The organism is Flavobacterium sp. GT3P67, from assembly GCF_004349155.1.
In the GTDB taxonomy this organism is placed as follows: domain Bacteria; phylum Bacteroidota; class Bacteroidia; order Flavobacteriales; family Flavobacteriaceae; genus Flavobacterium; species Flavobacterium ranwuense.
In genome coordinates, this window is record NZ_SMLF01000003.1 from 145,182 (window position 1) to 168,151 (window position 22,970).

A 22,970-nucleotide genomic window follows, 5' to 3' on the forward strand; every position below is an offset into this window, starting at 1 on the left:
TTGGATTAAGCTCCTAATTGACCGAATTTAACAATCGCTGATTCGTTTGTCCCAGACAATGGAGCAGTAACGTAAGCCATGTCAATTGACACCTCAAATTCTGTGATGAAATCTTGATACTCTCCGCCTGTTGTGTTTGTATCTGCTCTTTTTTTGTACATACTCAATGCGAAAGTCAAACCAGTTCCCAAAGGATCTGCAAAACTTGTAAGCAATCCAGTAGCTCCGTTTTCATCTCCTTGATTTGTACGGTTAGCCATTGGAATCCACGGTAAAGCTGCAACTGCTCCCTCTGGAATTGCATAAGACAATCCTTTGTAAGCTACATCTGCTAAATTGTGATCTTCGTATATTGTCAAGTTACTTGCTTGGAACGCTGTATTTTTAGCGTTGGTAGTTCCATTGGTAAATAATCTTTCAGCTTCCATTTTTTGGATAGAATCAGAGACTAAATCTAAAGCTCCACGATGTCCGTTAGCACTCATTGCTGACTTCAATACTTGGAAGTAGTATTCTTTTTCTGCATTTGCAACCTCATAAACAAAAGTTGTTCCGTTCCAGGTCGCTTTACCTACTGGAGATTTAGCCAGTTGGGTTTTTTGAAGTGCCAAAAATGCTGCAATATCAGCATCAATACCAGCGTGAATATCTAAAACTGCATTTTTCATTTCATTGTTGAAACGCTCTGGATTGTCAAAGATATTTCTGTCACCGGCTTTCATAGACAATTTGAAAGGTCTTGAATATGTTTTCCAAGTCAAATCCTTTTTAAATGAATCTCCGAAATTACCAGCGTGCAATGCAGCCCTGTTAGTTCCTAAAGTTTCCATTGTTCTTTTCAACAAGTAAACCGCTCCAGCTCTTTGATCTGAAGTCTTCAATTTGTCGTAATCTGGAATTACAGACGTTGGATTTTTCATAAACAACGAAAGTAATTGCGATTGTTTTTCTCTCATTTCGGTATCCTTGAACACACCTCCTGCTTTCGTTTGAAAGTCTAATAATAATGATGTAATATAATTTGCCATCTTTTTTAAGTTTTAAAAGTTATTTTCTTTTCTTGCTTGAATCAATACCGCTTTACCGTCTTCTGACAAAGGATCAATTTTGGCATCTTTACAGTAATTTTGATAATCATCCATTGTTTTAATCGTTGAAGATTTACCGCCTTCATCGCCACCACCACGACCATCTTTGTCAACTTCAATCCAATTCTTTTCAGTTAGGAATTGAGCAAACACTTCTTGTCTTTTAACTGGGTTTTGAAGATTGTCTTTTAGTAATTCCCCGTTTTTGGTAACACCATCTTTAGTGAAATCATAACCGCTTTCTCTCATTTCTGCTAAAACAGTTTTATTTGAAAGTCCAGCTTTGTTTTTTGGAATTTCAGAAAGCAATTGACTTTCCGTTTTATAGCCTTCAAAGCTTTTGTTAAGCGTTTCTTTTTCACCTTCCAACGTTGTAACGGTTGTTTGAAGTTTTGCAAGTGATTCGCTCAATTCCTTGATTTTGGCGTTTGGTTCTGTCTTAGCGTCAGTATTTGTTTTTAAAACAATCGCTTCTGCTATTTTAGAAATGTCCAAACCTTCTACTTCTACTCCAGCAACTTCTTTTAACTTTTTCGCTGATTTGTCAAAACCAACTGTTACACCTTCATCGTAACCTCCTTTTTTGATATTCGCATCTCTAGTGGCAAGTTCTGCCTCTGTAAAAGCGTTCAATTTTGGAAGCTCCAATTTAATGTCATCTTCTTTGTTCAATTCTTCTGCCAGTATCTTGGCATCAACTTTTAGCGCATCTGCTAACGATTTAATGAAATCTTCTCTTTTCATTTGGATTGGTTTTATTTGTTCAATTCTTCTTGAACGATTACTTTATTTTCATCACTCAAAGCATCATAGGTTTCTTGTGTTTTTGCAATTCCTGTGTTACCCGTTAATTTTACATCAACTAATAGCAACGCTTCAATTACTTCTTTCTTTTCAAATTCCAATTCTCCAATTTTTATAGAAGCAGGTTTGTCTTTTGCGCTTTCTCCAGCTAATTCATAACTAAGTCCAGAAGATTCTGATTGACCGTTTAATGTTTCGGCTAATTCTTCTGTGATTGAAACCTGACGTATAACTTCGCCTTTACCGTTCAATTCATTGTACAATTGGTGTTTCATTTTTAAAAGTTTTTTGACTTACAAAATTTCGTAAGTCGGTTAGTAATAATTCTCTTGTATTTAATAAAAGTTCAGTTTCACTTTTGGTTTGAAACCAATCTTGAAAATATATCTTTAACTTCTTGTCATCGTCGCTAACACCTAATGCAATGACTTCTTCAATTGTCATAAATAAGAAAGGTTCAACTCCTAATATTTTAAGGTAAATCGAACATTCTACATCGTTATTAGCGTAAAGTGATTGGATATATTCCTTTGTCAAGTTCATCAAGAAAACAGCAGGCATTTTGTCTGTTTTAGCCTTGGTTAGTTTTTCCCAAATTACATCAGGACTTTCAATTAAGTACCTACGGCCATAGTTGATAAACGAACCTTTATAAGCATTTTCATAGTAGAAAAAGCCTAAACTATCGGTTACAAATGCTTCCAATTTTTCAAAGCAATCAGAAACCGAATGCAGCTTATCATTAATAGGTTGAACTTCCATTACAGTTTGAGTTGCTGTCTTGGTTGTTTGTTCAGTTATAAAATTGATATTCCAAAGAGTTTTGAAGATGTCCTTTTCGTGATCTTTCAAGTCTTCTTTGTATTGCTTCCAAATCTCCAAGTCTGGAGAATCGAAACCAGAATATTTATTTAGAACAACATCATCTTTATCTTTTGGAAGGTCTAAGATTAGCTTATCTGTTACATCTCCAAATGGTCTACGTCCAGAACCGCCACAACTCCAACATTGTTCTTGAACATCGGTATCTTTATTTAGAATAACTCCATCGCCATCACACGGAACACAATCACGTCCATACTCCCAATACTTAGCAAATCCAAACAAAAGTTTATGTTTCGTATTTACAGCATTATCATATAAAAAACTATTCGCCTTTTCAAGTGTGGCATCAATAAAAGATGCTTTAATGTCACATACATCGTCAAAAATATCTGAAACGATATAAGCCGGACAACTCTTGAAATGAACCGGAAATGTTTTTTCTTTATCAATATTGAAAGAAGATTTATCCCCTTTTTTGCTTGATTCAATCCAGTAATCAAAAGAATCATCGACAACACGATAATAAAGCTTATCAGTATCATCAATTTTAATTGGATTGAAAACTACATACTCGACTTTTTGACCTACTGTTTTGTAGTCGTAAATCGAAGTGATACTTTTAAATGTCGGTTTTGCTTCATTGTTTGAAACTTCAATAAATATCAATCCATTAGGATCAGTTATGTATTTATTGAAAACTTTCTTTTCTAGCCATTTTCTAAGTGAAACACCATGAGCAACGTCCGAAAGTTTATTTTTAAATTGCTCTGATAGGTAAGTTGGCAGATCATATCTTTTAGAACCTCCTTTGGCAGAAAAGACTTTATTTATTGGATGAAGTAAAGAATTGAATATTCCTTTATTGCTTTCAACTATTTTTTGACCAACTTCAGTCTGTAGTTTTGTTTCATAATCCTTCAAAGAAGATAAGTGTTCTTTCACTCCAACACCATTAACGTGCATGTTCAATAGTGCGTGCTTTCTGATAGCTTCAGCTATTGATTTCTTGTTTGGGTTTTCCTCTAAAATTTTGAAAATATCTTCTTTAGATAACACCATTTTTTTTAAGAATAATTACAGATTATGAATTATGTAAAATTAATTCTTATGATGTTTTATGTTTTGGAAAATGAGGCGGTTTAGTGGAAAATAAGAGCTTACGTATTATATACTTTTTGTTTACTTATTTCTATTTCAGTATGTGCTGAACGATCCATACCACAAGATAGCTCGTATGCTAAATAACCTCCAGAACGAACTATTATAGCTGTTACTACTCTTTTCAATTGATCTTCATCAGTTAGTAAATAAACTACTGAACCTATTTTGTGTTTTACGTCAATATACATGGAAATTATTTTAAGAGTTTCTAGGTGCTGTAGTAGGTTGTTTCTTTTTGCTATTGTGCGATATGTGTCCATATCTAGCCATATCCCAAAAGTGATTGTATTTATCAATTGGTTGATTAATTAGGATACCATTAACCGATTTAAAAGTATAGTTTTCCCTTTCGGTTTTTACTTGCTTCCAAAGATGATTTTTTACAACGTGAATCTTCTTTTTCTTCATTGATAAAATCCAATACATCACTGAATTTGTTTTTTTTATTTTAAAAGCATTTCGATACCCTTTTTCGTTTAATCCTTTCACCATTTCAACTGTTCCTTTATTTTCTCCAGTGTATTTATCTGAACTATCACAAGCGACTATAGCATTTCTAGGAACTCCTAAAGATTGATAAGTTTCTGCTAATTCTTCTGGAGTTTCAATAGGTTGATAAATCAAAAGTTCTAAGTAAATGTTTTTATCATCTTCAGCATATTTTCCAAAGGCATTTGGATCTGCTGTAAATCCAAAGTCATTTCCATAAGTAAAAGCCATGTCCGGAAACTCATCTATCCAGGTAAGTTGATTAAAAATAACGCCTTTCATCGCTCCACGTAATCCTAATCCGTAAACCTTCCAGTCGAACTCACTTGATGTACCACGCTCAACATTCTTGACGTTAATAGGTGGTTGGTTCGTCTCTGAAACAACCTCGCCTTTGTAGTACACATTGTCGTTTTCTACTTGGTAACTTCCCGTTTCCCAAGGTTCATAACCTAAGATTTCATTTAACTCGTTTGGAGATATAAAAGGATTGTTTAAAAAAGTAGTTCGAATGTAGGCAACATCTTCACGAGGTATAACACTATCGAAAACCCAATGATCTGTAAAGCACGGATTGAAATCCATCCACCAAAACAAGCGACAACGCATTTTAACTTGCTTGAATACTTCTTCATTGATGAACATTACCTCATTGAAAAAAGCATAGTCGCAACCTCCACCGAATTTACCATCTCCAAGAAAGTTAACTTTTGAGTTTCCAATCCTAAATGATTTTACCTCTTTTGCTCTACGAAAAGGATTGTCTAATCCAAAATCATCTAATCTGCGTTGGAAATCTTCGTAAAGAGTAGTTTTAAATTCGTTATAGGTTTCACGGTAAATGTTTATGGTACAACCTTCTTTTTGGTGTTTAACAGTTGCAAGCCAAAATATAACATCAATTCCAGACCATGTTTTTGTACTTCTGGAACTGCCTTCTAAAACGGCACCAGCATAACCGCTAATAAGTTTAAGCTTTCCGTTTTCATCAAACGCCCATTCTTGTGAGTTAATGGAATTGTAAAGTAATTGATAGTTTGGACTAGTTTTGTCATTGAAAAGAGTAAGCCCATCATTTAACAGATCTATCTTTTCTTCGTATAACAATTCTTCTAGTTCTAATATCTCTGAATCACTTAAATCCATTTTTTAACTTTGTAGTGTTTATAAGGGTTGGGTCAACTTGCTACACACGGTGAAGACATATTATTTTACTAATTTCTTTTTTAATGCTGCAAGTCTTAGTTGTCTTTCTTGTTTAGACATTTTATTGCTTTTTTGATGATTGTGTTCTTCATAGAATCCAGTATGCTTATGAATCATTTCCATAGCCTTCTCTTTTGAAACAAACCAAAGCTCTACAACTGTTTCAGTATTCAAAACATCTCCTACCATATAACTTTTAGAAGTTGTTTTGAATTTAGTTATCAATCTTCTTATTTCGGCTGGTAGTGTTTTTACGTCTTCCGGAGATAACATTAAAGTTTCTGTAATATCAGAGTATGCCCAATTTTTAAGCTCTTCTAATAGCTTTTCATGTGAAGTATGAAGAATCACTTGAGCTTTGTCCTTTTTTTCTTTTATATAGGCTTCAATCCGACTAATTCCGACCATCTCTCTAAATGATGAATCAGAGCTTTCATCACTTGCATTTGGATATACAGATTGATAAGCTTTAGTTCCATTAAAGCCGTTTACAAACCATTCATCGATTACTAAACAATATTTTTCAAATGTATCTTCTTTCATTTTTAAATGAAGTATTACTTTATTATAGTATTCTATCTAACAACTTACCGACTCTTAAGTAACTATCACTGCCTTTGTCCATTTTATCAAACTGTAACTTTAATTCTTTTAGTAGTTCTGGAGCTGCTGCAATTAATATTGCATTTAATTCTGCTTCTTTTTTTTCACGATTATTCACTTCAATAAGTGTATCAGTAACTAGATAAGGTATTCTAGCTATTTTATAATGTTCACCAAGAGAAGAGCCTACCACATTAAAAGCTTCTTTTGATTCAGAATGTTTTACCTCCCACTTTCCTTTTGTTCCTTGAAATTCTTTCATAGCTTATCTTCTAACCCGCCAATTCAAAATAATTTACTCTTGAAGAAATCTTCTTGTTTGATATCTTGATTATTCCTGCATCTTTCAATAAGTGAAAAGTATTGTTTACTGTTCTAAGTGATATATGCAGCTCTTTTAAAACTTTATCATGGATTTTCTTAATCGTAAACTCAAAAGTTTCATTTTGTATTTTTTCAAAAATCGTTATTCTTTCAATTGTTGGGTTTAAATTGTTTTTCTGCAAAAACATAATGAATTCTTTTTTTATCAAATCCGGATTTGAGTTTTCAGCCTTTTCCAAAATTAAACTTCCAATCAATTCAGCATTTGAAGTTTCTTCGAAAAGTTTTGTTGATTTGTTATAAACAAATACTTTTCCCTGTTCTATTTTTAAGCTTTCACAGATCATTTATTGGTTTTGATTTATTACGTTTTGATTTACAAATATAACAATTAAGTAAGATAATATATTACTTAATTAAAACAAAAAAAGCCATTCGGTTAGGAATAGCTTTTAAAATTGTTTTGTCTACAGCAAGTGGGGTAAGTTAACTGAGGTTTTGGTTTTACTGGGTTTTTAATGAAACCATATTTTGAAGCACTCTTCATTAATGCATCTATATTTTCCATCTGGAAACAATGATTGTGTAGGATTAGGACATTCACAAAATTCTGATTCTTCAATTTCTTTAGCTTCTTGTTTCATAATCGGAGAAAGTACCTCCCAACATTCCTGACAATACTTTTCATTAGCATCATCTTCTTCCATAAATTCAGAATCAAATTTTTGCGAGCACCCAATACATTCCATAATATCAGTATCAGGAAACCAAAACGATAATTTCCCTTTTACCTTTAAGATTGGTTTCTCATACAGAACCGCATTAGCCAGAACCCAGTTCCAAATAGGTTTATGAATAAATTCTCCCATAATGTCGTTATGCTTTTCAGCCCAAATACTCGGATGATCCTGAACACAATCAATGATGTCAACTTCTCCAATGATTGCGGAAGTTGGGAATTTTTCATGTGCAAAATTATGTCCGGTATCTGGAAATAAATCAGTTCCATAAATCATAGCTGTTTGTCCAGTTGTAAAATCAACAATTACTTTTTTAGCCGAAGCATGAATAAATATCCTGCCTCTAAAATGAGTTTGCCATGTTCGGTTCTCTATGTCTTTAATGCCATGAGCGATTAAGCTTGCATACGGCTGTTTTATTGATAGTGCTTTCATAATCCTATTCGTTTTAAAGTGGTTTGGGTTAGTGTTAAGTTGTATTTTACCATATATTCAACAGTTATCCCTAATGTAATTAGGCATTGCAATTGCTTAAATGTTCCGTCATAACCTTCAAATAAAACACGGTTTTTTGCATTAAGATATTCCCAGCATTTATCAGGACAACCTTCCCTATCATATTCTGTGTTGCAATCGCATTTAGGCTTTTCCAAAATAACCAAAACACCTTTAACAAGTTTGCATGGAACAAACATACAAGCCTCTATCTTCTGCGCCATCAAAGAATCGTAATTCTTTCTAAGCATTCGGTAACAACTATTTGAAATTTCAATTGTCTCTAGGTATTTCCCGAATGCTGTATTTGATAAAAGATTTGTCATAGCTAATAAATGTATTTTTTATGCGATGTCACATGTTTAAAATCTGTTCTTGGTTCTCTATAAGAAGTTATTTCTTCAATGTAGCAGCTCAAAACTTCTTCTAAGCTACCTTTGAATATCGTAGCGCCTTTTGTAATATTGATTGTCCATTCTTTACCGTTGGTGTTCAAAGAAAATATTGATCCTATGGTATCATTAACAATGTCTTTTACTTCTTGCTGTAAATCCTCCAAAGTCATATTACAATTTTTTCAATGTTTTATTAATAATCCCTTCTACTGCTTTTGGATTATGCTCATGTGCCATCAAGAACCCACAAATCAAAGCTTTATCTAGTAAATGGTGTTTCATAATAAACTGATTATTGTTCTTTACCACATCATAAAAGTGATCAGTTCCATCTGGAGAAACAGAATGCATATCGCTATACCTTTTAGTTTGTTTTTCTAATGGAGCATACAGTCCCTTCAAATGGGTACTCAAAGATTTGTTCCCTAGTGGATTTCTTTGTAGGTTCAAATCATCTAGGATTTCAATTGACCTTTGTAAAAGGATTCTCAACTCAATGAGGTTATATCCTGTTTCGTGTTCTTTGCTCAAGGTCATACTGCTATTTTTTGGAAATGATTAATCAATGAATTATAATTGTTTTGAACTAATGCTTTAGCCTGGTTAACCTCAACTGCGTTACCGATGAATTTCTTTTGTTCAGTTTGGGTGCCTATGAGTTTATAATCTTTTGGGAAACCTTGAATTTGTTTCAATTCCGGAATGTTTAGCATTCGCATTTTGATGTCAACGATACTATAATTAACCATGAACCTTTTTATCAAAATCATAGTTTCAGAATCTCCTTCATAAACTGGAATTTGCAAAAGTCCAATCTCAGTACTTACAATATACAAAGGAGCTTTATCTTGTCTGGCCACAACCGTACAACATGGATTATCAATGCTTCCATTATTTCCACCCCAAGCAGGATTGAAAATGAAGTTCTTAGCATTTACCAAAGCGAATTTTGGAACTGTTGTCAACGTATTGCAAGGTTGATCTAATCCGATAGGCTCAGAACTGGTATATTGCTGATCTATAAAATTCACATCTACTTTTGCAATTCTATCTTTTGTTGTTACAGTTGGCGATGGTTTATCTAAAGAATGAATTCCACCATTTCCATAATAAGTATTCAGGTGAGAAGCCGTAACGATTGCTTGACCTCCAACCGTTGTGATAGTTCCACATGGTCCATCAACTCCTATAACTTTGCCTTCAGGTCTTCCAGAGTAATACTTTTTAAGGAAAACAGATTTTACCAAAGCATGAGTTCCATTTGTGCAAATAGTTCCCATAGGTCTTTCAATAGAATTTACTTTTTGATGTGGATTTATTTTACCTCCGTTATAACGTTTGGTAAATACATCTTCTCCATTAGCAACAAACTTGATAAGTCCAGCATAAATCCTTTTCAGGGTATTATCTGAAAGCTCTTTCTTTCTCTCAAAAATACTGATACCCTCATCTTGTAAATCCAAAACCTCTCTAACTGGCTTCCATTTTTTCATTGGAAACAAAGGACTATCTATTTTGTCTTTCGTGTGGGTTTGTTCTGGCCATGATATAGGAAATTCAGATTTAGCAAACTGAAGAAACAATCTTTCACGTGACTGATAGGCTCCATAATTTGCAGAATTCAATATCTTTTTATCGAACCTATATCCAAACGCTTTTACATCATCAACCCATTTTATATAATCTTTACCTTCAGTTCTCGAAACCGGTTTTCCTTTTTCGTCTAATGGTCCCCAAGATAAAAACTCACGTACATTTTCAACCCAGAAGTAATCAGGATTCAGTTTCATCAGATACATAAACATGTGTTCAGCTAATGTTCTGCTATCAGCGTCTCGTGGTTGACCTCCTTTGGCTTTTGAAAAGTTAGTACATTCAAGCGATGCCCAAATAGAAATTATTGCAAATGGTTCTCGTTCTCTAATTTCATCAACTAACTTTTTAAGTTTTATCACAACTGCAAAATCTCTTATATCCTCCGTGAAATGATGCGCTTTTGGGTGATTCTCAAAATGAGACTTAATCGCATTTGCATCATGATTTACACATGCCAAAACCTCCGTATTGCTAGACGAAAAATGAATGCCGGTTGAAGTTCCTCCAGCTCCACAAAATAGATCTATCCAGTAAATTTTTATAGTATCTTCCATTATATCGCTAAATCAAATAAAGTTGGTACTGATTGTTTGTATTCTTCTGCTTTGCAATACTCGACTGAATCTTTCCAATACAAATCATTAAGCTCGCTACCTCTTCCTTTACGTCCTTTTTTTATTGCTCGAAGTGGAACAGTTCCAATCCCTGCAAACGGATCATAAATTAAATCTCCTTCGTTTGAGTATCTGTCAATTGCTCTATCAACGATATCGAACTGAAGTGGACAAACATGCAGCATCTTTCTTTTTGACGCTTGTTGAGTATTTAAAGTGTTCATTCGATTGATGTCATCCCAAACAAAATCGTTTTGCGTATGTGTCCATGGGCTTACGGCCATAAATGATGATGGAAGCTTTTTAATACTATCGAGCGTTTCGCATAACTCAACATGCTTTTCAAAGTCATACGGATTGTTTTGACAATACTCCTTCCAACGTTTACCGATTTGTGAAAGGTTTAATGTTCTTAGCTCCTCAGAAGAAAGAAATCTATTATTTGAAGTTTTCCAAAGCGAATGAGCGTCTAGCTGCCATCTGCCACGTGTGTATTCTGATTTACTTTTCACAACTCTATCATCTGCATAAGCATTTGATATGTCCGTTGGAGCTTTTCGGAATATCAAAAGATACTCTGGAGATCCTGCTCCCATCTTGGTACCATCCTTACAGTTCTCAGTCCATCCAAGGCGATATGTTTGATTGTTTTCTCTAACGACATCAGTTGGTATGTAATGCTCTCCCAATAAGTAAAAACCATGTTTAACGAAATGCTCAGTTGTCAATCCTCTAAAATCAATTAATGACGTGAAACCAACTCCATTCTGATAACTGAACTGAATTCTATTTTTAACATGAATTGCACATATTCTACCTGGTTCTAAAACTCTCAAAAGTTCAGGAGTTAAATAATCCATCTGTTCAAAGAATTTTTCATTATTATCATTGTGTCCAAAATCTCTGTAGCTTTCGCAATACTCATATTGATTTCCAAAAGGAATAGAAGTAAGTATCATCTTTACAGAATTATCGGCAATGGTTTTGACATCATTCACATTGTCATCATTCACAAGTGCTACGTCTTTACCTTTCCATTCTTGGCGTTCAATGTTTATTGCTCTTTTCAATTCTGCTATTTGAGTTCTATGGTCAAGCCCGTACTTTATCATTAATGCTGTCATTTCAGCAATCATCTTTTTATGGTCGGACCATTTACGCTCTAGCTTTTTAAGTATTTCAAGTTCGGCATCTGTAAATACTAAATGGATATTCACTTCATTGAATTGTCTAAATCTCAATATCCTGTGAATTGCCTGAATGAAATCTTTGAACTTATATCCTATACCTGTAAATACAGCATCCGAACAAAACTTTTGAAAGTTACACCCAGCTCCGGCAATTGATGGCTTGGTTGCCAAATATTGATATTGTCCATGTTTGAATTCGTTGAGATATTGCTCTTTGATTTCTTGCTTCTGAGTTCCAAACACTGATTTTGTTTTTTCTTTTGGTAGCAACAACTCAAGTGCTTTTCTCTCATCTTCTAAATCGTGCCAAAAAATAAAATGCTTATCCGGATGCTGCATTGCAATCTCAACTGACTTTTCAGCTCTAGCAAATAAACTTTCTCTTTTTTCTTTTGCAGCTTCTGATAAGCTTTTCGAAGCATCTGTAAACATTTTATAATTACCATCTCTATCACTTTTGATAGAACGATCATTCAAATTTATTTGATGGTAATGCACTTTTAATTCAGGAAGTCTATATCCTTCATCGCTATATCCTAAGTCAGATGGATACTCAATGAAAATTGCCCAGCTACGAACCCACAACCAAAACTCTTTTTCTTTGTGTTTGTAAAGTGTAAGGTTTCCAGCATTAACGCTATCACGTTGAAAGAATCTTGTAAGTGCTTGACCTCTGTCACATATTCCTAAAAATTGCGCATAGTTAAGAATTTCAGTATATTCATTTGGGGCTGGAGTTGCTGTAGCAATAAAACGGTATTCAATCTTTGACATTTCATTGATAATGTAGTCCGATGTTTTTGTTTCCAAATTCCTGATCGCATCTCCTTCATCAAATGAAACTCCTCCAAAATAAGAAGTATCAAATTTACCTTCACGGATCCTGTCATAGTTTGATAAAAATATTTGTGGTTTATCATAAAAGCTTTGAGCGTTTTCAACATCTTCCTGATCCAAAACATAATCAACTTCTAATCCTAAAATTGTTTTTGCATCATCTCTGAATTCTCCCAATACTCCAAGTGGTAAGCCAATAAGAAACGGTTTTCCTGTTTTCTCTATAACAGCTCTTGCAATTTCTAACTGGATAACTGTCTTCCCTAATCCGAAAGAACAAAAGATAGCTCTTCTACCTCCAAACAATGCCCATTGGCAAACATCTCTTTGATGTGGAAAAGTATTTTTATGAAAGTCAGAATACTCAAATCCTGTATTTTTAACCTCAAGTATTTTGCTTTCTAAGAAGTCAATATACTCTGGTTTAAATTGTTTTTTTATGTCAATCATTATTGCTCGTTTATTTTAATTTGATTATTTATTGAAGAATAAAGGATACTCTTCTCTTAAAAACTGGATTTCAGAATGGGTAAGTTTATGATTTGATTTAATCATTCCAGTATCATTTATTGAAAGCGTTACCTCTTCTGAATTGTTCCTGAAAATGAAATAGGTATTTTCTTTTGAAATTGCTTTAGCAATTATTATCTGATCCGGATGCTCATTCATGATTAAACTTTTTTCATTACCATTAATCCATTTATCGCTTCTCTGATTTGAACCTCATCATTATTGTACATCTCGGAAATGATTTGTTCAAACTCAATTAATGGAATTTGTAACTCCTTTAAAAAATCAGTGAAGTAGGTACCACAACTTCCATTGCTTGATTCATGTTTTTGATTTACGATGTGGCGTATTTTAGCTTTCATTCCAATGCTTTTTTGAATACCTCGAAATCTTCCAAATGATTTTTCAAGTAATTAGAAACTGCTATGCTTCTGCATTTATTGACTACATAAATCAATGGCTTTCCAGAATTCAATCTTTTATCAAAGTCTTTTAGTAAATGTTTTGCCGAAAATGAACCTCTTAATTTTATATCTTCCCTTTGTGCTGGAACATAAATTTTAAGTTGTTCATCGTAAAGTTTTTTCTTTTCTTCAACTGAAATTTTTAGCTTTCCAGAGTTTTCTAAATCAAAAAACAAATGATGTGCATCAGCACTGAACCCATTTGAAGTAATTTCATCAAAGATTGATTTGATAAAATACTCTCGTATTTTTTCCTTTTCAATTTCCGAAACTTCATTTGATGGCATTTTCAACAACTTTAGTTTGTCTTTGGCATTCTGGTATATTAAACTTTCGTTCTTAGATTTTAAATATGCCGAAATGACTTTGCCGGTTGTATTGTTACTTAGTTCTGGGAACAAATCAATTTCTTTTCCATTTGAATCTAAAATCTCTCGACTCAAAGCCATTTTAAAAGCCAAATAAATTTCTCCAGCTGTAATTTTGAAATTTGAAGTAGAAATAAACAACAGCCAATCTTTCGACATATCAGCATTTCTTTCACGAACTTGAAGCAACCTCATCACATCATCTGCAAGATTTAATCTCGTTTCTGCGGGTGTATTATTAATATTGACCTGGGATATTTCCATTTGCAACATCATCGGTAAGCTCTTGAATAAGCTTTTCTCTATCAACTGTGGCAGGCTTGTACCCTGTATTTGAATTTGTTCCTGCTGAATTATTAAATTGTTTTCCATTTTGAGTATTATTTTTTAATTCAAAGAATCCTTTCCATCCTTTCGCCATAGACTGGTTTATAATTTCAATAGCTATTTTTTCGCTTTTTTTAGAAAGATTTGACAATTCTGTAAGTGAAGCCTGCTCACTTTGAATTGATTTGTATTTGAAATTAAATTCTTTAGATTTATAGACTTTCCATAACTGCCATTGTGTTTTGAAGTTTTCTGTGAAAAATGGATACTCTATTTTTAAAACATCAACAATCGCTGCTTTTGGTTCTTTTCTTAAAAGAACTTTACTTTCCTTTACTTTACTTTCCTTTACTTTACTTTGTGTCGTTTCTGTGACAGAAACATCAGTTTTAGATTGAAAACTTGCTATTTCAAGTATTTTCTTATTCAGAAACTTATCTTTTGCGTTGTTTCTCTTATCTAAAACTGATTGCAATCTTTTCTTTAATCCATTTGAAAAAAAGACATTTCCTTGATTTTGTAACAACCCTATTTTAACACAGTAATCCAAAATCTGAATTAAAGTTTCAGTTTCAATGTCAAAGTCACCAGCTAAAATCTCATATTGCAAATCATTCATTTCAAATTCAAAAAAACTACAATCAGTCAAGTACTCCAGGAACATATTGTAAACCGAATAACCAATTGAAAACCTTCTTCTTAAAGCTTTTATTTTAGGATCATTCCTCATACTTGAATCATGAGAAAAGTATTCCGCATTTTCTTTTTTAGGTCTAGCCATAAATTATTACTTTGTTTCTATTACTCGGATTAAACCGATGATTTGAGGTCTTTAATCATTATCGAAATACTCTTTGGCAAATTGGTAGTCAATAATGTTGTTACATGGAACTGTTCTAGCTGAAACTATGGTTGTTTCAAAAGGCTTTTCTCTTTTTTCTTCTTTCATTTTTAATGAAATGAACTTGATAATTATTTCTTTTGCTTCTTCAGCATCATTTGCTTGCAAAATATAAACTTGCTTAAACGGATCATCTTCTTCATAAGCAATCTCAACTTCTATTTTATAGAAATCTTTGTCTAAATCATCATCTTCTAAAGGAATTAAGTTACTAAATCCCATTTCTTTAACAGAAGTAAAAGAAAATGATCCTTCTATTTTTTGCTCAAGAAAGTCAGTAATTATATTTAGAGCTAAATCAACTGAATTTGCATATAAATAATAATTTCTTTTTTTAGTTCCTTGAAGAATAGTAACACAATAAACAGATGCTGAATTTTTAACAGCAATGCCTGTTCTTTTTTGGTTACTGGCTAAAACATCTTTAATATCTCCACTTTGGAGATAAAAGTTGATTTGTGAAAGCACATCATTATCCATTAATACACCTCTATCAAAAAGAATTTCATTTCTCTGGATCGTTACTACGTTACCAGTATCTTCATCTACAAAATCTTCTTCCCACGTCCTTAAAAGCCTTTCAGCAGTATAGTTGCCTTTCATTTCTTCAAGTACAGAAGTTCTTATTACTATTTCATTAAATTTTGTTCCTAATTTTTTTACTATTTCCATTTTTAGTTATTTTGTTTTTAACTATTAAATAATTCCAATGTTTGATGCTCGTTACTTCTGTTTTTCTGCTGCTTTAATCGGTATTCTTTGCTTATCCAAATTTGCTGTGGCCTTGAATGGCATTTTGGATTTTTAGATAATTGAAAACCATTTTTAAAAATCAATCCATCTTTTGAAAGTTCTCTAAAAACAGCTCCAAATACTCTTGGTTCAATAGGCTTTAAATTTCCATGAGAGTAATACGCCTCTTTTAAATGCTCGCTTGTAAATCCTTTGAACTGTGTTTTTACCCATGTCTGAGCAAATAAAATTACCTTCTCATAATATCTCCTGTTGTTGTCTTTTACTTGCTTAATGGCGCTATTTGTGATTTCAAAGTTTTTCATGTGAATTGCGTATTAAGTTTATCTTTATTTTGGTGACAATCCCTGCAAAGAATTGTGATGTTCCCAACATTCCAACATTGTTCTGTTTTACCTTCTTCCTTAGCTTTCTTTACTGAAATATCATGTGAGCAATCTAACCTTGTGTTTGAAGCATTACGTCCGCACTCTTCGCAAAAGTTGTAATCAAATTCATTAAATTGCTTTTCGAGTGCAGCAGCTTTAGCGATTCTCATTCTGGATTCCACTTGTGCCGTGGTGAACTTTTCACCGGAACTTGTTCTATAAGTATTTGACATTGATTTCCTTTTTAAGTGAATTCCAAATACTCACCGTTCTTTTTGATTTTTGTTTTAAATGGAAACTTATCTTTCGGTACTTTTTCTATGGTTTGTCTGAGATACTTGCCTCCAGTAAAAATCACTCTTGGCTCATCACGATATTCAATTTGAATATCAAGCCTATCTCCTTTTCCTTCATAGTTTGATGGAAGCACTCTGAAATCAACTACAATTATTTCTTTATCAAGCAAATTATTTATCTTGATTTTTTCACCTACAAAATTTGTTATCTCTGGTTTTATATCGAAATCTTTAAAATTGTTCATTTGGTATTAATTTTTTTAATAAGTGTTTTGAATTGCAATGTTTGGCCCATCCATAATAAGCCGCTATAGTGGCTTTATTCTTTGTTTTTGATATTGCCTTTGCGAATCTTTTTTTAATTGATTTTCGGAGCATTGTGTGCGTATGGTAGAACACATATCCAACAAAATCAATTCCACGAGATTCAACGGGAAATATTTGATAGTTACCTTTTACTTCCAGTTTTAAATTATCGTTCAGATAGGTTTTTATTTCTGCTAAAATTTCATGTAAATGAGTTTTATTACTGGATAGAATTACAATATCATCAGCATACCTGAAGTAATATTTAATCTCCTTATTTTCTTTTATCCAATGATCGAAATACGTTAGGTAATAGTTAGCAAAATATTGACTTAGATAATTTCCAATCGGTAAACCTTCAGCACTATCAATGATTTCATCAAGTAACCAAAGAAGATCATTGTCTTTAAATTTTCTTCTTAATAATTGCTTTAGTATTTCATGATCTACATTTGGGTAAAACTTCACAATATCTAATTTCAAACAGTATTTTGTATTCTCCTGGTCCCGCAATGCTAGTTTCAAATTTTTAGCAGCTCCATGAATACCTCTTCCTTTGATGCAACTATATGTATCAGCTGTGAATAGCTTTGTAAAAATTGGTTCTAAAACATTCATTATCGCATGATGCGTTATCCGGTCAGGGAAATAAGGAAGTCTAAAAACTAATCTTTCCTTTGGCTCATACACTTTGAAAGTGGTATATTCTGATGTTTGATAAATCTTTTCAAACAACATTTTATTAAGCTCTACAAGGTTATTCTGTGGATTCCTATCAAATACTTTAACTCCATACTGTTTAGACTTTCCCTTGCGTGCTTTACTTTCTGCAAGTGTTAGATTTTCAATTGAAATGATCTGCTGATAAATATTTTTAAATCTTTTCATACTTTGCTTTGATTGGTTCATTTTCACTTTCATTACTAACGAACCTATTAATTTGTGTTTTTTTGCCATGTGGGCAAGGTCTGTGATGTTTAATATTTTTTAGCTCAGGTGCGAGCTGACATTCGAATTCGTATTCCAATTATCGTAGTCGTTGTACGAAAAACTGACGCCTGAAGAAGAACTACAGCAACGACACCACACAACCTTATTTATTTATTCTTTTACAAAATAGCTTTTGTATAGGTATTCAAATTGCTTCCCTACATATTTGGCTTTTTCTCTACTCTCAAAGCAAAGGCGCGAGCCGACAGACGAACCCGTACGCCAAATAACGCAGTCGCGGTACGAAAAACCGACGCCCGAAGAAGAACCCATCTCGAACCATGGATAATATTTGTATTGATCATAATCTTTCCAGTTTGGAACCCAATCACCATTTATAGCCTTTGCAATAATTACTAATTTGGAATGGTCAATCATTGCCTGTTTGTCTGATTCTGGAAAGAATGAGAAATCAGGAATTAAATTTTCAGGGTTAAGAGCTAATACTTTGCAAGCATCTTCAAAAGTTTTAATATCTGTGTACATAATTAAATTGTAAAAAGTGGTTTGTAAATTTCTTGTTCAAAAAGTTTTCCTACGTGTTTTGCTAAATCAGCAGATTTAAAGCAAAGGCGCGAGCCGACACACGAATTCGCACGCCAAAAACCGCAGTCGACGTCCGAAAAACCGACGCCCGAAGAAGAACTCATATTGAACCAAGGATAATATTTGTATTCATTTGAGTTTGTCCAATCTGGAAGCCATCCCTCATTGAAAGTGATGCAAACTAATTTTGCCATTCGATAAGCAACTTCATCAGGTTCCAATCTTTTACATGATGTTTCAAAATCTTCTCTAGAAATTCCATTATTTTCTAAAACATCATCAAAATTTTTAATACTGTCTTTTACATCTTTAAGAAATACCTTTTTCCCAAATAGATTTTCAAGTAATGATTTCCCTTTTGTGCTTGCTTCTTCATGAGCTTTTAAAGCATTTGCTTTGTCAATTTGTAATGTTTCCATGTTATATTTTGTTGTTTTTTTAAATGTTTACGGGTAAATATTCTTGTTGGTTCCAACTCGGTAAAAACATCTGGATTAGTCCCAAGTTATCCTCTTCTGAAAAAACCTCGTAGCCTTTCACTGATTCTTTTTCAATGATTTCTTTTGCGTTATTTAAAGCAAAATGAAACTTGTGTTTTCCCATTTCTATATCCTCAGCTGACCAAACCAAAATGGCTATTGCGTAAGGAGCAACCGTTTGAAGCATTACCATAATTGTAGTATTAAAGTCACGTCCAGTTGCTTTTGTTGCAACTTCTTGATACATGCCTTCAGATAAGTCATAATGCAGCTTTGCAGCTTGATAATAGAATGCTTTCAAATCTTCAATTCCTGAGCTTTTTACTGATATGATTGCATTAACTCCTATGTTTTCCTCAAACTGGATAGCATCGGGACGTATTTTTAAATCAAGTCCAGTATTTGAATCCGTGTGATACATTGATATTTCACGTTTGGAATGATGCAATAGTTTTTTTAGAATACCACCTCCGTAAACCTCATAATGTTTCTTAAGGATTTGGATTTTTATAAAGTTTTCTTGTGTAACTGCTTCAACACCTGAACAACTTTCAAAAACTTTGATATAGGCACGTTTGCCATCTATTTTATCCAATTTCAATTCCAAAAGTTCAGTAACTTGATTTTGGCAATGATCTATAATATCAGCAGCCTTTACTTCTTCTTCACCGATGTATCCGAAACCTCTTTGAGTAAAAAAAGTTTCCCAATACTCAATCATTTTGGCGCAACCTTCGTTTGAGTTAAGTGCATAATTAGGTTCAATAATTACCCTTTCGAATTTTGTAGGTTCCAAAATAGCTTGGTGTAAAAAAGTACCTAAATTGAAACAAGCTGGTGTTCCCTTTATTTTTTCAAGTTCTTCTTTATCTTCACTTTTGGCAAATTCAAAATGTAAAGGCGTTTTTAAAGCCGCTTTAAGCATTGAAGAACTCAAAGAATCATTGTCCAAATACTTTTCCATTGCATCCTGAACAACTAAACCGTCAACATTTAAAGATTCAGTATAAACATGTTGTGGCTTAACTCCTGATTTTATGAAATTGGCAATGAATTCCGCTTTAGGGTAATCTTTAAGAGGTCGTGTAAAATCAATCGATTTATCAAATAACTCTTTTTCGGATACAGCAGCCGAATGTAAATTCGGCATACTGTCTTTTAATGTTTCCAGATTCATGAATTAGAAAATTAAAGGTTTAACACTCCATTTGTCTGAGATGAAAGAATTTGTTTTATTCTTTTGCTTCCCTGTATAAGTTATCTTTACAGGCGTTTGACCGTAAACAACCTCTCCAGATTCAATAGCATCTTCAATAGTCGCAACAAGTCGTTTTGAGCCATTGCGAATAGTAGAGAAACTTAAATCTTCGTTTTGTGATAACATTATCACGCAAGGAAGTGTGATTGGTTCGCCTGTTACTTCGCTCTTGTAAGTTTCCTCTTTGACTTCCAAAACAAGACCTACACGATACTCACCTTCTTTTTCAGGTGTCCAGTATTCAGACGATAATTCTCTTGGAGAAACCTCAACACCGTGAAGGTTTGGTAGCTCTTTTACATTTGTCAATGTGTTTTCAGAATTTGTAACTTGATTTTTCATAATTTTGTAATTGATTTTAAATTAAACTTCGGTTTATTTGCCTACTCTTGTCCAGTAGGCTTTTTTATTGATTATTTTAGAATTTGATTGTTGTTGATAAGTTTGGAAATAATAGGACTAATAAAATACCTCCTAACCCTATGGTTATAAATAGGACACCAAATATGTGAAGGAGTTTTTCTGAATTTATATCTGCTCTAAATTTCATTATGCTGTTTTTATCTGTTTAAATGATCTGATTGTTTCATCAGAGCAAAGCCTTTCTGAGCGGTCAACTACATGACCAAATGAGTTTTTTTTATCTGGAAGAACTTCCCCTTTTTCGTCAATAGTGATGAGCGTGTGAATTCCTGATTCTCTGATTGTTTTTACTTTAAGGATTCTTCCCTGAGGTGTTTTGTAAACTTGATTAATTTCTAATGCCATTGTAATTCTCGGTTTAATTTCGCTATTGCGTTTTGCGTTTTGGTTATCCTTAAGTTTTCTAGGCGTTCGATTTCCTGTTTGATTTCGAACATTTCCCTATTTCTTTTCTCGATTGGGTAATCCTTTTTTACCTTATCGATATTATACATAAGCAAGACGGCACGACCTTTTTTTATCTCTGAGTTGATTTTTTTTAGTTTCATTTTTAGTTAATATTAAAAAGTTTCACACATCCCATTTCTACATTCATTTTGAAGATGGTATCTGAGTCGAAATACATTTTTTGATTCAGGAAAAAAGCGAAGTTTTGAGCAAAGCTGGACAGTGTTGCTGACTGGGTAATGATTCTTTTTTTGCTCCAAACCGCAAAAGGCATTGTAGAGCGTAAGCTTGTTTTTTCATTTAAAATCGCCTCTATTTCCAAAAAGGAAAGGCTTTGGATTTCGCCGTTATAATCCACTTGTATTTTTTGCGAAGTGAAATCATTTGTTTTTTCTGAAACTTCCATATCTTTGCTTTTTGATTATGCCTGCTCGGCGTATTTAAAATTTGATTCCTAAAACCTGCTTTCCTGCTCGAAAGCAGGTTTTTTATTTGGTTAAACTTGCTCTAATCTCCAGTTTCTGCTGATCTGTTAAAACATCATCATATTTGCCCTTTCGGGTGGAGTTGGAAGCTCCCAAACTTGCCAACTCCAATTCTAAGTATCTCTTACGGCTTGTAATTGAACTTAATCCTTGTCTAAAGAGTGCTTCTTGAGTTTCTAACTCTCTGGATTCTCTTTTTATAAATGCTATTCTTTGAAGTCTATTCATTACCATTTATTTAGTTTGTCATAAAACCATTTCCCTAAGCAGATAATCCCAAGCATCGCTATTAATAGCAGCAATACAATTATTGTTTTTTCTAGTAATACCATTTGAAATAAATTAAAGCCAGTATTACAACCATAAATATCAAAGCCAGTATTGTTAATAATCGAATCCATATTTTAAATATGATATTTGAAATTTCGTTAGGGTATTTCATGGTTTATTAGTTTCAAAAAATTGACTTCTTTTCATTCCTAATTCAGTTTCAATAAGTTTCAAACACCATTCTTTTGTAAGTGAATCATCATTATTGTTTATCCATCTAACCACCGTACTGTCTGTAATGTTTTTTGGAGACGCTAAAACTATTTTAGCTCTCATACGTGGCTCTCTTATTTTCTCTAAAATATTTTGTCTTATTCCCATTCTGATTAATTGTTAATGTTAATTGTGCAAACCAAGGAGTCGAACCTTGCGCTATGAAAGTGGCGACCTGCATCTGCTAGTTTTTATTTTTCAGCTTTTCTCAAAAAGGTTTCTGTAAACCCACCAGCTTTTTATTTTTATTCGATATTTCAAGGAGCTTACTTTTTTATTCTTACATTTATCAAATATTTGTATTGAATAATTTTGTTATGCAAATATATGTCAAAATGAAAGTATTATGCAAGTATTACGAATTAAATTAATGCATTTTACTTTTATTTATAATCATTATAAACAAAACAAATGGATACAATTGGGTCAAAACTAAAAGCTCTTATCGAAAAAAAAGGTATAACACCTTACGAGCTCTCAGAAAACACAGGGGTTTCACAATCTACTTTGAGTAGAATTATAAACAAGAACTCTAAACCGAATATTAAAAACAGAAAAATACTTGCAGAATACTTTAATGTATCTAACAACTACTTTTTATTAGAAAATGAAGAAGACACTTTATCTGATGAAGAAGATTACTTAGAAAATAAAAACGGAAACAAATTTCAAGATTTAGGAAACGGAAAATTTATTATGACAGTGCCTTTAGTTCCTGCCAAAGCCTATGCAACTTATATAAGTGAATGTTGTGAAGGTGATTTTATAGATGGGTTTAATGAAGTAAATTTTTATGTGGACCAATATGCAAGAGGTAACTATGTAGCTTTTGAAATAAAAGGAGACAGTATGGACAACGGAGGATTATATGATAACCCTGAAGGGTGTATAACACTTTGTAGAGAATTGAATCGTCAACATTGGAAAGATGGTTTTCGTGACTCTCAATATGGCTGGATTATTGTCCATAAAGACACAATAATTTGTAAAGACATTATTAGTCAAAATTTAGAAAATGGAATTATTACTTGTCATTCAAGAAATACAAGTCCTGAGTTTCAAGATTTTACCATCGAATTAAACGATGTGAAACAAATATTCAAAATAGTAAAAAGAACTTTTTAACCAAATAAATAAAC

At 32.9% G+C, this 22,970-nt stretch carries 35 protein-coding genes; 1 reads left to right on the forward strand and 34 read right to left on the reverse strand.

Annotated elements, in window-relative coordinates; translation table 11 throughout:
• Positions 1-5: 5 nt before the first annotated feature.
• The 34 genes from E0H99_RS07035 to E0H99_RS07190 all read right to left on the reverse strand — a co-directional run bounded on the left by E0H99_RS07035 (position 6) and on the right by E0H99_RS07190 (position 21,939).
• Positions 6-1,028 carry a hypothetical protein gene (locus E0H99_RS07035; protein ID WP_131992985.1) on the reverse strand — a complete coding sequence of 341 codons (1,023 nt, stop codon included), beginning with the start codon at positions 1,026-1,028 and terminating at the stop codon, positions 6-8.
• A gap of 12 nt (positions 1,029-1,040) precedes the next feature.
• Entirely contained in the window at positions 1,041-1,832 is a 792-nt protein-coding gene (locus E0H99_RS07040) for a hypothetical protein (RefSeq protein WP_131992988.1), read from the reverse strand.
• Positions 1,833-1,843: 11 nt separating this feature from the next.
• Positions 1,844-2,167 carry a hypothetical protein gene (locus tag E0H99_RS07045; RefSeq protein ID WP_131992991.1) on the reverse strand — a complete coding sequence of 108 codons (324 nt, stop codon included), beginning with the start codon at positions 2,165-2,167 and terminating at the stop codon, positions 1,844-1,846.
• The gene (locus E0H99_RS07050; protein ID WP_131992994.1) at positions 2,145-3,776 is read right to left on the reverse strand and encodes a hypothetical protein; all 1,632 of its coding nucleotides are present in this window, start codon (positions 3,774-3,776) and stop codon (positions 2,145-2,147) included. The genes E0H99_RS07045 and E0H99_RS07050 overlap by 23 nt, the downstream gene beginning before the upstream one ends.
• 98 nt (positions 3,777-3,874) lie before the next feature.
• A complete protein-coding gene (locus E0H99_RS07055) occupies positions 3,875-4,066 on the reverse strand; it encodes a hypothetical protein (protein WP_165930267.1) in 192 nt (63 codons plus the stop codon).
• 10 nt (positions 4,067-4,076) lie between these two features.
• Entirely contained in the window at positions 4,077-5,513 is a 1,437-nt protein-coding gene (locus tag E0H99_RS07060) for a phage terminase large subunit (protein ID WP_131993000.1), read from the reverse strand.
• Positions 5,514-5,573: 60 nt separating this feature from the next.
• Positions 5,574-6,116 (reverse strand): terminase small subunit, encoded by a 543-nt coding sequence (locus tag E0H99_RS07065; RefSeq protein WP_131993003.1) that lies wholly within the window; start codon positions 6,114-6,116, stop codon positions 5,574-5,576.
• A 22-nt stretch (positions 6,117-6,138) separates the two neighbouring features.
• Positions 6,139-6,438: a hypothetical protein gene (locus E0H99_RS17185; protein ID WP_165930268.1), complete on the reverse strand. Its 300-nt coding sequence runs from the start codon at positions 6,436-6,438 to the stop codon at positions 6,139-6,141.
• Positions 6,439-6,448: 10 nt separating this feature from the next.
• Positions 6,449-6,847 carry a transcriptional repressor gene (locus E0H99_RS07075; RefSeq protein ID WP_131993009.1) on the reverse strand — a complete coding sequence of 133 codons (399 nt, stop codon included), beginning with the start codon at positions 6,845-6,847 and terminating at the stop codon, positions 6,449-6,451.
• Positions 6,848-7,015: 168 nt separating this feature from the next.
• A complete protein-coding gene (locus E0H99_RS07080; protein ID WP_131993012.1) occupies positions 7,016-7,675 on the reverse strand; it encodes an ASCH domain-containing protein in 660 nt (219 codons plus the stop codon).
• Entirely contained in the window at positions 7,672-8,061 is a 390-nt protein-coding gene (locus tag E0H99_RS07085; protein ID WP_131993015.1) for a hypothetical protein, read from the reverse strand. The genes E0H99_RS07080 and E0H99_RS07085 overlap by 4 nt, the downstream gene beginning before the upstream one ends.
• 2 nt (positions 8,062-8,063) lie before the next feature.
• Positions 8,064-8,300, reverse strand: coding sequence for a hypothetical protein (locus tag E0H99_RS07090; protein WP_131993018.1), 237 nt, complete (start codon positions 8,298-8,300; stop codon positions 8,064-8,066).
• Position 8,301: 1 nt separating this feature from the next.
• On the reverse strand, positions 8,302-8,667 hold the full coding sequence (locus E0H99_RS07095) for a hypothetical protein (RefSeq protein ID WP_131993020.1): 366 nt from the start codon (positions 8,665-8,667) through the stop codon (positions 8,302-8,304).
• Complete coding sequence (locus tag E0H99_RS07100; protein ID WP_131993024.1) at positions 8,664-10,280, reverse strand: DNA cytosine methyltransferase; 1,617 nt, start codon at positions 10,278-10,280, stop codon at positions 8,664-8,666. Before E0H99_RS07100 ends, E0H99_RS07095 begins: the two co-directional genes overlap by 4 nt.
• Positions 10,280-12,817, reverse strand: a complete 2,538-nt coding sequence (locus E0H99_RS07105) for a DNA methyltransferase (RefSeq protein WP_131993027.1) — start codon at positions 12,815-12,817, stop codon at positions 10,280-10,282. Before E0H99_RS07105 ends, E0H99_RS07100 begins: the two co-directional genes overlap by 1 nt.
• Positions 12,818-12,841: 24 nt before the next feature.
• Positions 12,842-13,036 carry a hypothetical protein gene (locus E0H99_RS07110; RefSeq protein ID WP_131993030.1) on the reverse strand — a complete coding sequence of 65 codons (195 nt, stop codon included), beginning with the start codon at positions 13,034-13,036 and terminating at the stop codon, positions 12,842-12,844.
• Between the two features lie 2 nt (positions 13,037-13,038).
• Positions 13,039-13,239, reverse strand: coding sequence for a hypothetical protein (locus E0H99_RS07115; protein WP_131993033.1), 201 nt, complete (start codon positions 13,237-13,239; stop codon positions 13,039-13,041).
• Positions 13,236-13,973, reverse strand: a complete 738-nt coding sequence (locus E0H99_RS17190; RefSeq protein WP_165930269.1) for a hypothetical protein — start codon at positions 13,971-13,973, stop codon at positions 13,236-13,238. The genes E0H99_RS07115 and E0H99_RS17190 overlap by 4 nt, the downstream gene beginning before the upstream one ends.
• Positions 13,948-14,817 carry a DUF4373 domain-containing protein gene (locus tag E0H99_RS07120; protein WP_131993036.1) on the reverse strand — a complete coding sequence of 290 codons (870 nt, stop codon included), beginning with the start codon at positions 14,815-14,817 and terminating at the stop codon, positions 13,948-13,950. The genes E0H99_RS17190 and E0H99_RS07120 overlap by 26 nt, the downstream gene beginning before the upstream one ends.
• Before the next feature lie 51 nt (positions 14,818-14,868).
• On the reverse strand, positions 14,869-15,609 hold the full coding sequence (locus E0H99_RS07125) for a hypothetical protein (protein WP_131993039.1): 741 nt from the start codon (positions 15,607-15,609) through the stop codon (positions 14,869-14,871).
• A gap of 17 nt (positions 15,610-15,626) precedes the next feature.
• Positions 15,627-15,995 carry a hypothetical protein gene (locus E0H99_RS07130; protein WP_131993042.1) on the reverse strand — a complete coding sequence of 123 codons (369 nt, stop codon included), beginning with the start codon at positions 15,993-15,995 and terminating at the stop codon, positions 15,627-15,629.
• Positions 15,992-16,291 carry a hypothetical protein gene (locus E0H99_RS07135; RefSeq protein WP_131993045.1) on the reverse strand — a complete coding sequence of 100 codons (300 nt, stop codon included), beginning with the start codon at positions 16,289-16,291 and terminating at the stop codon, positions 15,992-15,994. The genes E0H99_RS07130 and E0H99_RS07135 overlap by 4 nt, the downstream gene beginning before the upstream one ends.
• Positions 16,292-16,302: 11 nt before the next feature.
• The gene (locus tag E0H99_RS07140) at positions 16,303-16,599 is read right to left on the reverse strand and encodes a hypothetical protein (protein WP_131993048.1); all 297 of its coding nucleotides are present in this window, start codon (positions 16,597-16,599) and stop codon (positions 16,303-16,305) included.
• Positions 16,586-17,548, reverse strand: coding sequence for a reverse transcriptase/maturase family protein (locus tag E0H99_RS07145; RefSeq protein ID WP_131993051.1), 963 nt, complete (start codon positions 17,546-17,548; stop codon positions 16,586-16,588). The genes E0H99_RS07140 and E0H99_RS07145 overlap by 14 nt, the downstream gene beginning before the upstream one ends.
• A 213-nt stretch (positions 17,549-17,761) precedes the next feature.
• Positions 17,762-18,136 carry a hypothetical protein gene (locus E0H99_RS07150; protein WP_131993054.1) on the reverse strand — a complete coding sequence of 125 codons (375 nt, stop codon included), beginning with the start codon at positions 18,134-18,136 and terminating at the stop codon, positions 17,762-17,764.
• A gap of 2 nt (positions 18,137-18,138) precedes the next feature.
• Positions 18,139-18,615 carry a hypothetical protein gene (locus tag E0H99_RS07155; RefSeq protein WP_131993057.1) on the reverse strand — a complete coding sequence of 159 codons (477 nt, stop codon included), beginning with the start codon at positions 18,613-18,615 and terminating at the stop codon, positions 18,139-18,141.
• Between the two features lie 19 nt (positions 18,616-18,634).
• Positions 18,635-19,852 (reverse strand): PD-(D/E)XK nuclease-like domain-containing protein, encoded by a 1,218-nt coding sequence (locus tag E0H99_RS07160; RefSeq protein WP_131993060.1) that lies wholly within the window; start codon positions 19,850-19,852, stop codon positions 18,635-18,637.
• A 3-nt stretch (positions 19,853-19,855) separates the two neighbouring features.
• Positions 19,856-20,275 (reverse strand): hypothetical protein, encoded by a 420-nt coding sequence (locus E0H99_RS07165; RefSeq protein WP_131993063.1) that lies wholly within the window; start codon positions 20,273-20,275, stop codon positions 19,856-19,858.
• 207 nt (positions 20,276-20,482) lie between these two features.
• Positions 20,483-20,701, reverse strand: a complete 219-nt coding sequence (locus E0H99_RS07170) for a hypothetical protein (RefSeq protein WP_131993066.1) — start codon at positions 20,699-20,701, stop codon at positions 20,483-20,485.
• Entirely contained in the window at positions 20,692-20,904 is a 213-nt protein-coding gene (locus tag E0H99_RS07175; RefSeq protein WP_131993069.1) for a hypothetical protein, read from the reverse strand. Before E0H99_RS07175 ends, E0H99_RS07170 begins: the two co-directional genes overlap by 10 nt.
• Before the next feature lie 2 nt (positions 20,905-20,906).
• A complete protein-coding gene (locus tag E0H99_RS07180; RefSeq protein ID WP_131993072.1) occupies positions 20,907-21,209 on the reverse strand; it encodes a hypothetical protein in 303 nt (100 codons plus the stop codon).
• An 82-nt stretch (positions 21,210-21,291) separates the two neighbouring features.
• Positions 21,292-21,516 (reverse strand): hypothetical protein, encoded by a 225-nt coding sequence (locus E0H99_RS07185; RefSeq protein ID WP_131993075.1) that lies wholly within the window; start codon positions 21,514-21,516, stop codon positions 21,292-21,294.
• Positions 21,516-21,689, reverse strand: a complete 174-nt coding sequence (locus E0H99_RS17195) for a hypothetical protein (protein ID WP_165930270.1) — start codon at positions 21,687-21,689, stop codon at positions 21,516-21,518. The genes E0H99_RS07185 and E0H99_RS17195 overlap by 1 nt, the downstream gene beginning before the upstream one ends.
• 37 nt (positions 21,690-21,726) lie before the next feature.
• Entirely contained in the window at positions 21,727-21,939 is a 213-nt protein-coding gene (locus E0H99_RS07190; protein ID WP_131993078.1) for a hypothetical protein, read from the reverse strand.
• 303 nt (positions 21,940-22,242) lie between these two features.
• Here E0H99_RS07190 and E0H99_RS07195 point away from each other — a divergent pair, with 303 nt between their 5' ends.
• The gene (locus E0H99_RS07195) at positions 22,243-22,956 is read left to right on the forward strand and encodes a helix-turn-helix transcriptional regulator (RefSeq protein WP_131993081.1); all 714 of its coding nucleotides are present in this window, start codon (positions 22,243-22,245) and stop codon (positions 22,954-22,956) included.
• Positions 22,957-22,970: the final 14 nt, after the last annotated feature.

What these genes read in the sequence shown, in the direction of transcription:
- E0H99_RS07035 (WP_131992985.1), bottom strand. Translation starts at nt 1,028, where the DNA reads ATGGCAAATTATATTACATCATTATTATTAGACTTTCAAACGAAAGCA.
- E0H99_RS07040 (WP_131992988.1), bottom strand. Translation starts at nt 1,832, where the DNA reads ATGAAAAGAGAAGATTTCATTAAATCGTTAGCAGATGCGCTAAAAGTT.
- E0H99_RS07045 (WP_131992991.1), bottom strand. Translation starts at nt 2,167, where the DNA reads ATGAAACACCAATTGTACAATGAATTGAACGGTAAAGGCGAAGTTATA.
- E0H99_RS07050 (WP_131992994.1), bottom strand. Translation starts at nt 3,776, where the DNA reads ATGGTGTTATCTAAAGAAGATATTTTCAAAATTTTAGAGGAAAACCCA.
- E0H99_RS07055 (WP_165930267.1), bottom strand. Translation starts at nt 4,066, where the DNA reads ATGTATATTGACGTAAAACACAAAATAGGTTCAGTAGTTTATTTACTA.
- E0H99_RS07060 (WP_131993000.1), bottom strand. Translation starts at nt 5,513, where the DNA reads ATGGATTTAAGTGATTCAGAGATATTAGAACTAGAAGAATTGTTATAC.
- E0H99_RS07065 (WP_131993003.1), bottom strand. Translation starts at nt 6,116, where the DNA reads ATGAAAGAAGATACATTTGAAAAATATTGTTTAGTAATCGATGAATGG.
- E0H99_RS17185 (WP_165930268.1), bottom strand. Translation starts at nt 6,438, where the DNA reads ATGAAAGAATTTCAAGGAACAAAAGGAAAGTGGGAGGTAAAACATTCT.
- E0H99_RS07075 (WP_131993009.1), bottom strand. Translation starts at nt 6,847, where the DNA reads ATGATCTGTGAAAGCTTAAAAATAGAACAGGGAAAAGTATTTGTTTAT.
- E0H99_RS07080 (WP_131993012.1), bottom strand. Translation starts at nt 7,675, where the DNA reads ATGAAAGCACTATCAATAAAACAGCCGTATGCAAGCTTAATCGCTCAT.
- E0H99_RS07085 (WP_131993015.1), bottom strand. Translation starts at nt 8,061, where the DNA reads ATGACAAATCTTTTATCAAATACAGCATTCGGGAAATACCTAGAGACA.
- E0H99_RS07090 (WP_131993018.1), bottom strand. Translation starts at nt 8,300, where the DNA reads ATGACTTTGGAGGATTTACAGCAAGAAGTAAAAGACATTGTTAATGAT.
- E0H99_RS07095 (WP_131993020.1), bottom strand. Translation starts at nt 8,667, where the DNA reads ATGACCTTGAGCAAAGAACACGAAACAGGATATAACCTCATTGAGTTG.
- E0H99_RS07100 (WP_131993024.1), bottom strand. Translation starts at nt 10,280, where the DNA reads ATGGAAGATACTATAAAAATTTACTGGATAGATCTATTTTGTGGAGCT.
- E0H99_RS07105 (WP_131993027.1), bottom strand. Translation starts at nt 12,817, where the DNA reads ATGATTGACATAAAAAAACAATTTAAACCAGAGTATATTGACTTCTTA.
- E0H99_RS07110 (WP_131993030.1), bottom strand. Translation starts at nt 13,036, where the DNA reads ATGAATGAGCATCCGGATCAGATAATAATTGCTAAAGCAATTTCAAAA.
- E0H99_RS07115 (WP_131993033.1), bottom strand. Translation starts at nt 13,239, where the DNA reads ATGAAAGCTAAAATACGCCACATCGTAAATCAAAAACATGAATCAAGC.
- E0H99_RS17190 (WP_165930269.1), bottom strand. Translation starts at nt 13,973, where the DNA reads ATGGAAATATCCCAGGTCAATATTAATAATACACCCGCAGAAACGAGA.
- E0H99_RS07120 (WP_131993036.1), bottom strand. Translation starts at nt 14,817, where the DNA reads ATGGCTAGACCTAAAAAAGAAAATGCGGAATACTTTTCTCATGATTCA.
- E0H99_RS07125 (WP_131993039.1), bottom strand. Translation starts at nt 15,609, where the DNA reads ATGGAAATAGTAAAAAAATTAGGAACAAAATTTAATGAAATAGTAATA.
- E0H99_RS07130 (WP_131993042.1), bottom strand. Translation starts at nt 15,995, where the DNA reads ATGAAAAACTTTGAAATCACAAATAGCGCCATTAAGCAAGTAAAAGAC.
- E0H99_RS07135 (WP_131993045.1), bottom strand. Translation starts at nt 16,291, where the DNA reads ATGTCAAATACTTATAGAACAAGTTCCGGTGAAAAGTTCACCACGGCA.
- E0H99_RS07140 (WP_131993048.1), bottom strand. Translation starts at nt 16,599, where the DNA reads ATGAACAATTTTAAAGATTTCGATATAAAACCAGAGATAACAAATTTT.
- E0H99_RS07145 (WP_131993051.1), bottom strand. Translation starts at nt 17,548, where the DNA reads ATGAAAAGATTTAAAAATATTTATCAGCAGATCATTTCAATTGAAAAT.
- E0H99_RS07150 (WP_131993054.1), bottom strand. Translation starts at nt 18,136, where the DNA reads ATGTACACAGATATTAAAACTTTTGAAGATGCTTGCAAAGTATTAGCT.
- E0H99_RS07155 (WP_131993057.1), bottom strand. Translation starts at nt 18,615, where the DNA reads ATGGAAACATTACAAATTGACAAAGCAAATGCTTTAAAAGCTCATGAA.
- E0H99_RS07160 (WP_131993060.1), bottom strand. Translation starts at nt 19,852, where the DNA reads ATGAATCTGGAAACATTAAAAGACAGTATGCCGAATTTACATTCGGCT.
- E0H99_RS07165 (WP_131993063.1), bottom strand. Translation starts at nt 20,275, where the DNA reads ATGAAAAATCAAGTTACAAATTCTGAAAACACATTGACAAATGTAAAA.
- E0H99_RS07170 (WP_131993066.1), bottom strand. Translation starts at nt 20,701, where the DNA reads ATGGCATTAGAAATTAATCAAGTTTACAAAACACCTCAGGGAAGAATC.
- E0H99_RS07175 (WP_131993069.1), bottom strand. Translation starts at nt 20,904, where the DNA reads ATGAAACTAAAAAAAATCAACTCAGAGATAAAAAAAGGTCGTGCCGTC.
- E0H99_RS07180 (WP_131993072.1), bottom strand. Translation starts at nt 21,209, where the DNA reads ATGGAAGTTTCAGAAAAAACAAATGATTTCACTTCGCAAAAAATACAA.
- E0H99_RS07185 (WP_131993075.1), bottom strand. Translation starts at nt 21,516, where the DNA reads ATGAATAGACTTCAAAGAATAGCATTTATAAAAAGAGAATCCAGAGAG.
- E0H99_RS17195 (WP_165930270.1), bottom strand. Translation starts at nt 21,689, where the DNA reads ATGGATTCGATTATTAACAATACTGGCTTTGATATTTATGGTTGTAAT.
- E0H99_RS07190 (WP_131993078.1), bottom strand. Translation starts at nt 21,939, where the DNA reads ATGGGAATAAGACAAAATATTTTAGAGAAAATAAGAGAGCCACGTATG.
- E0H99_RS07195 (WP_131993081.1), top strand. Translation starts at nt 22,243, where the DNA reads ATGGATACAATTGGGTCAAAACTAAAAGCTCTTATCGAAAAAAAAGGT.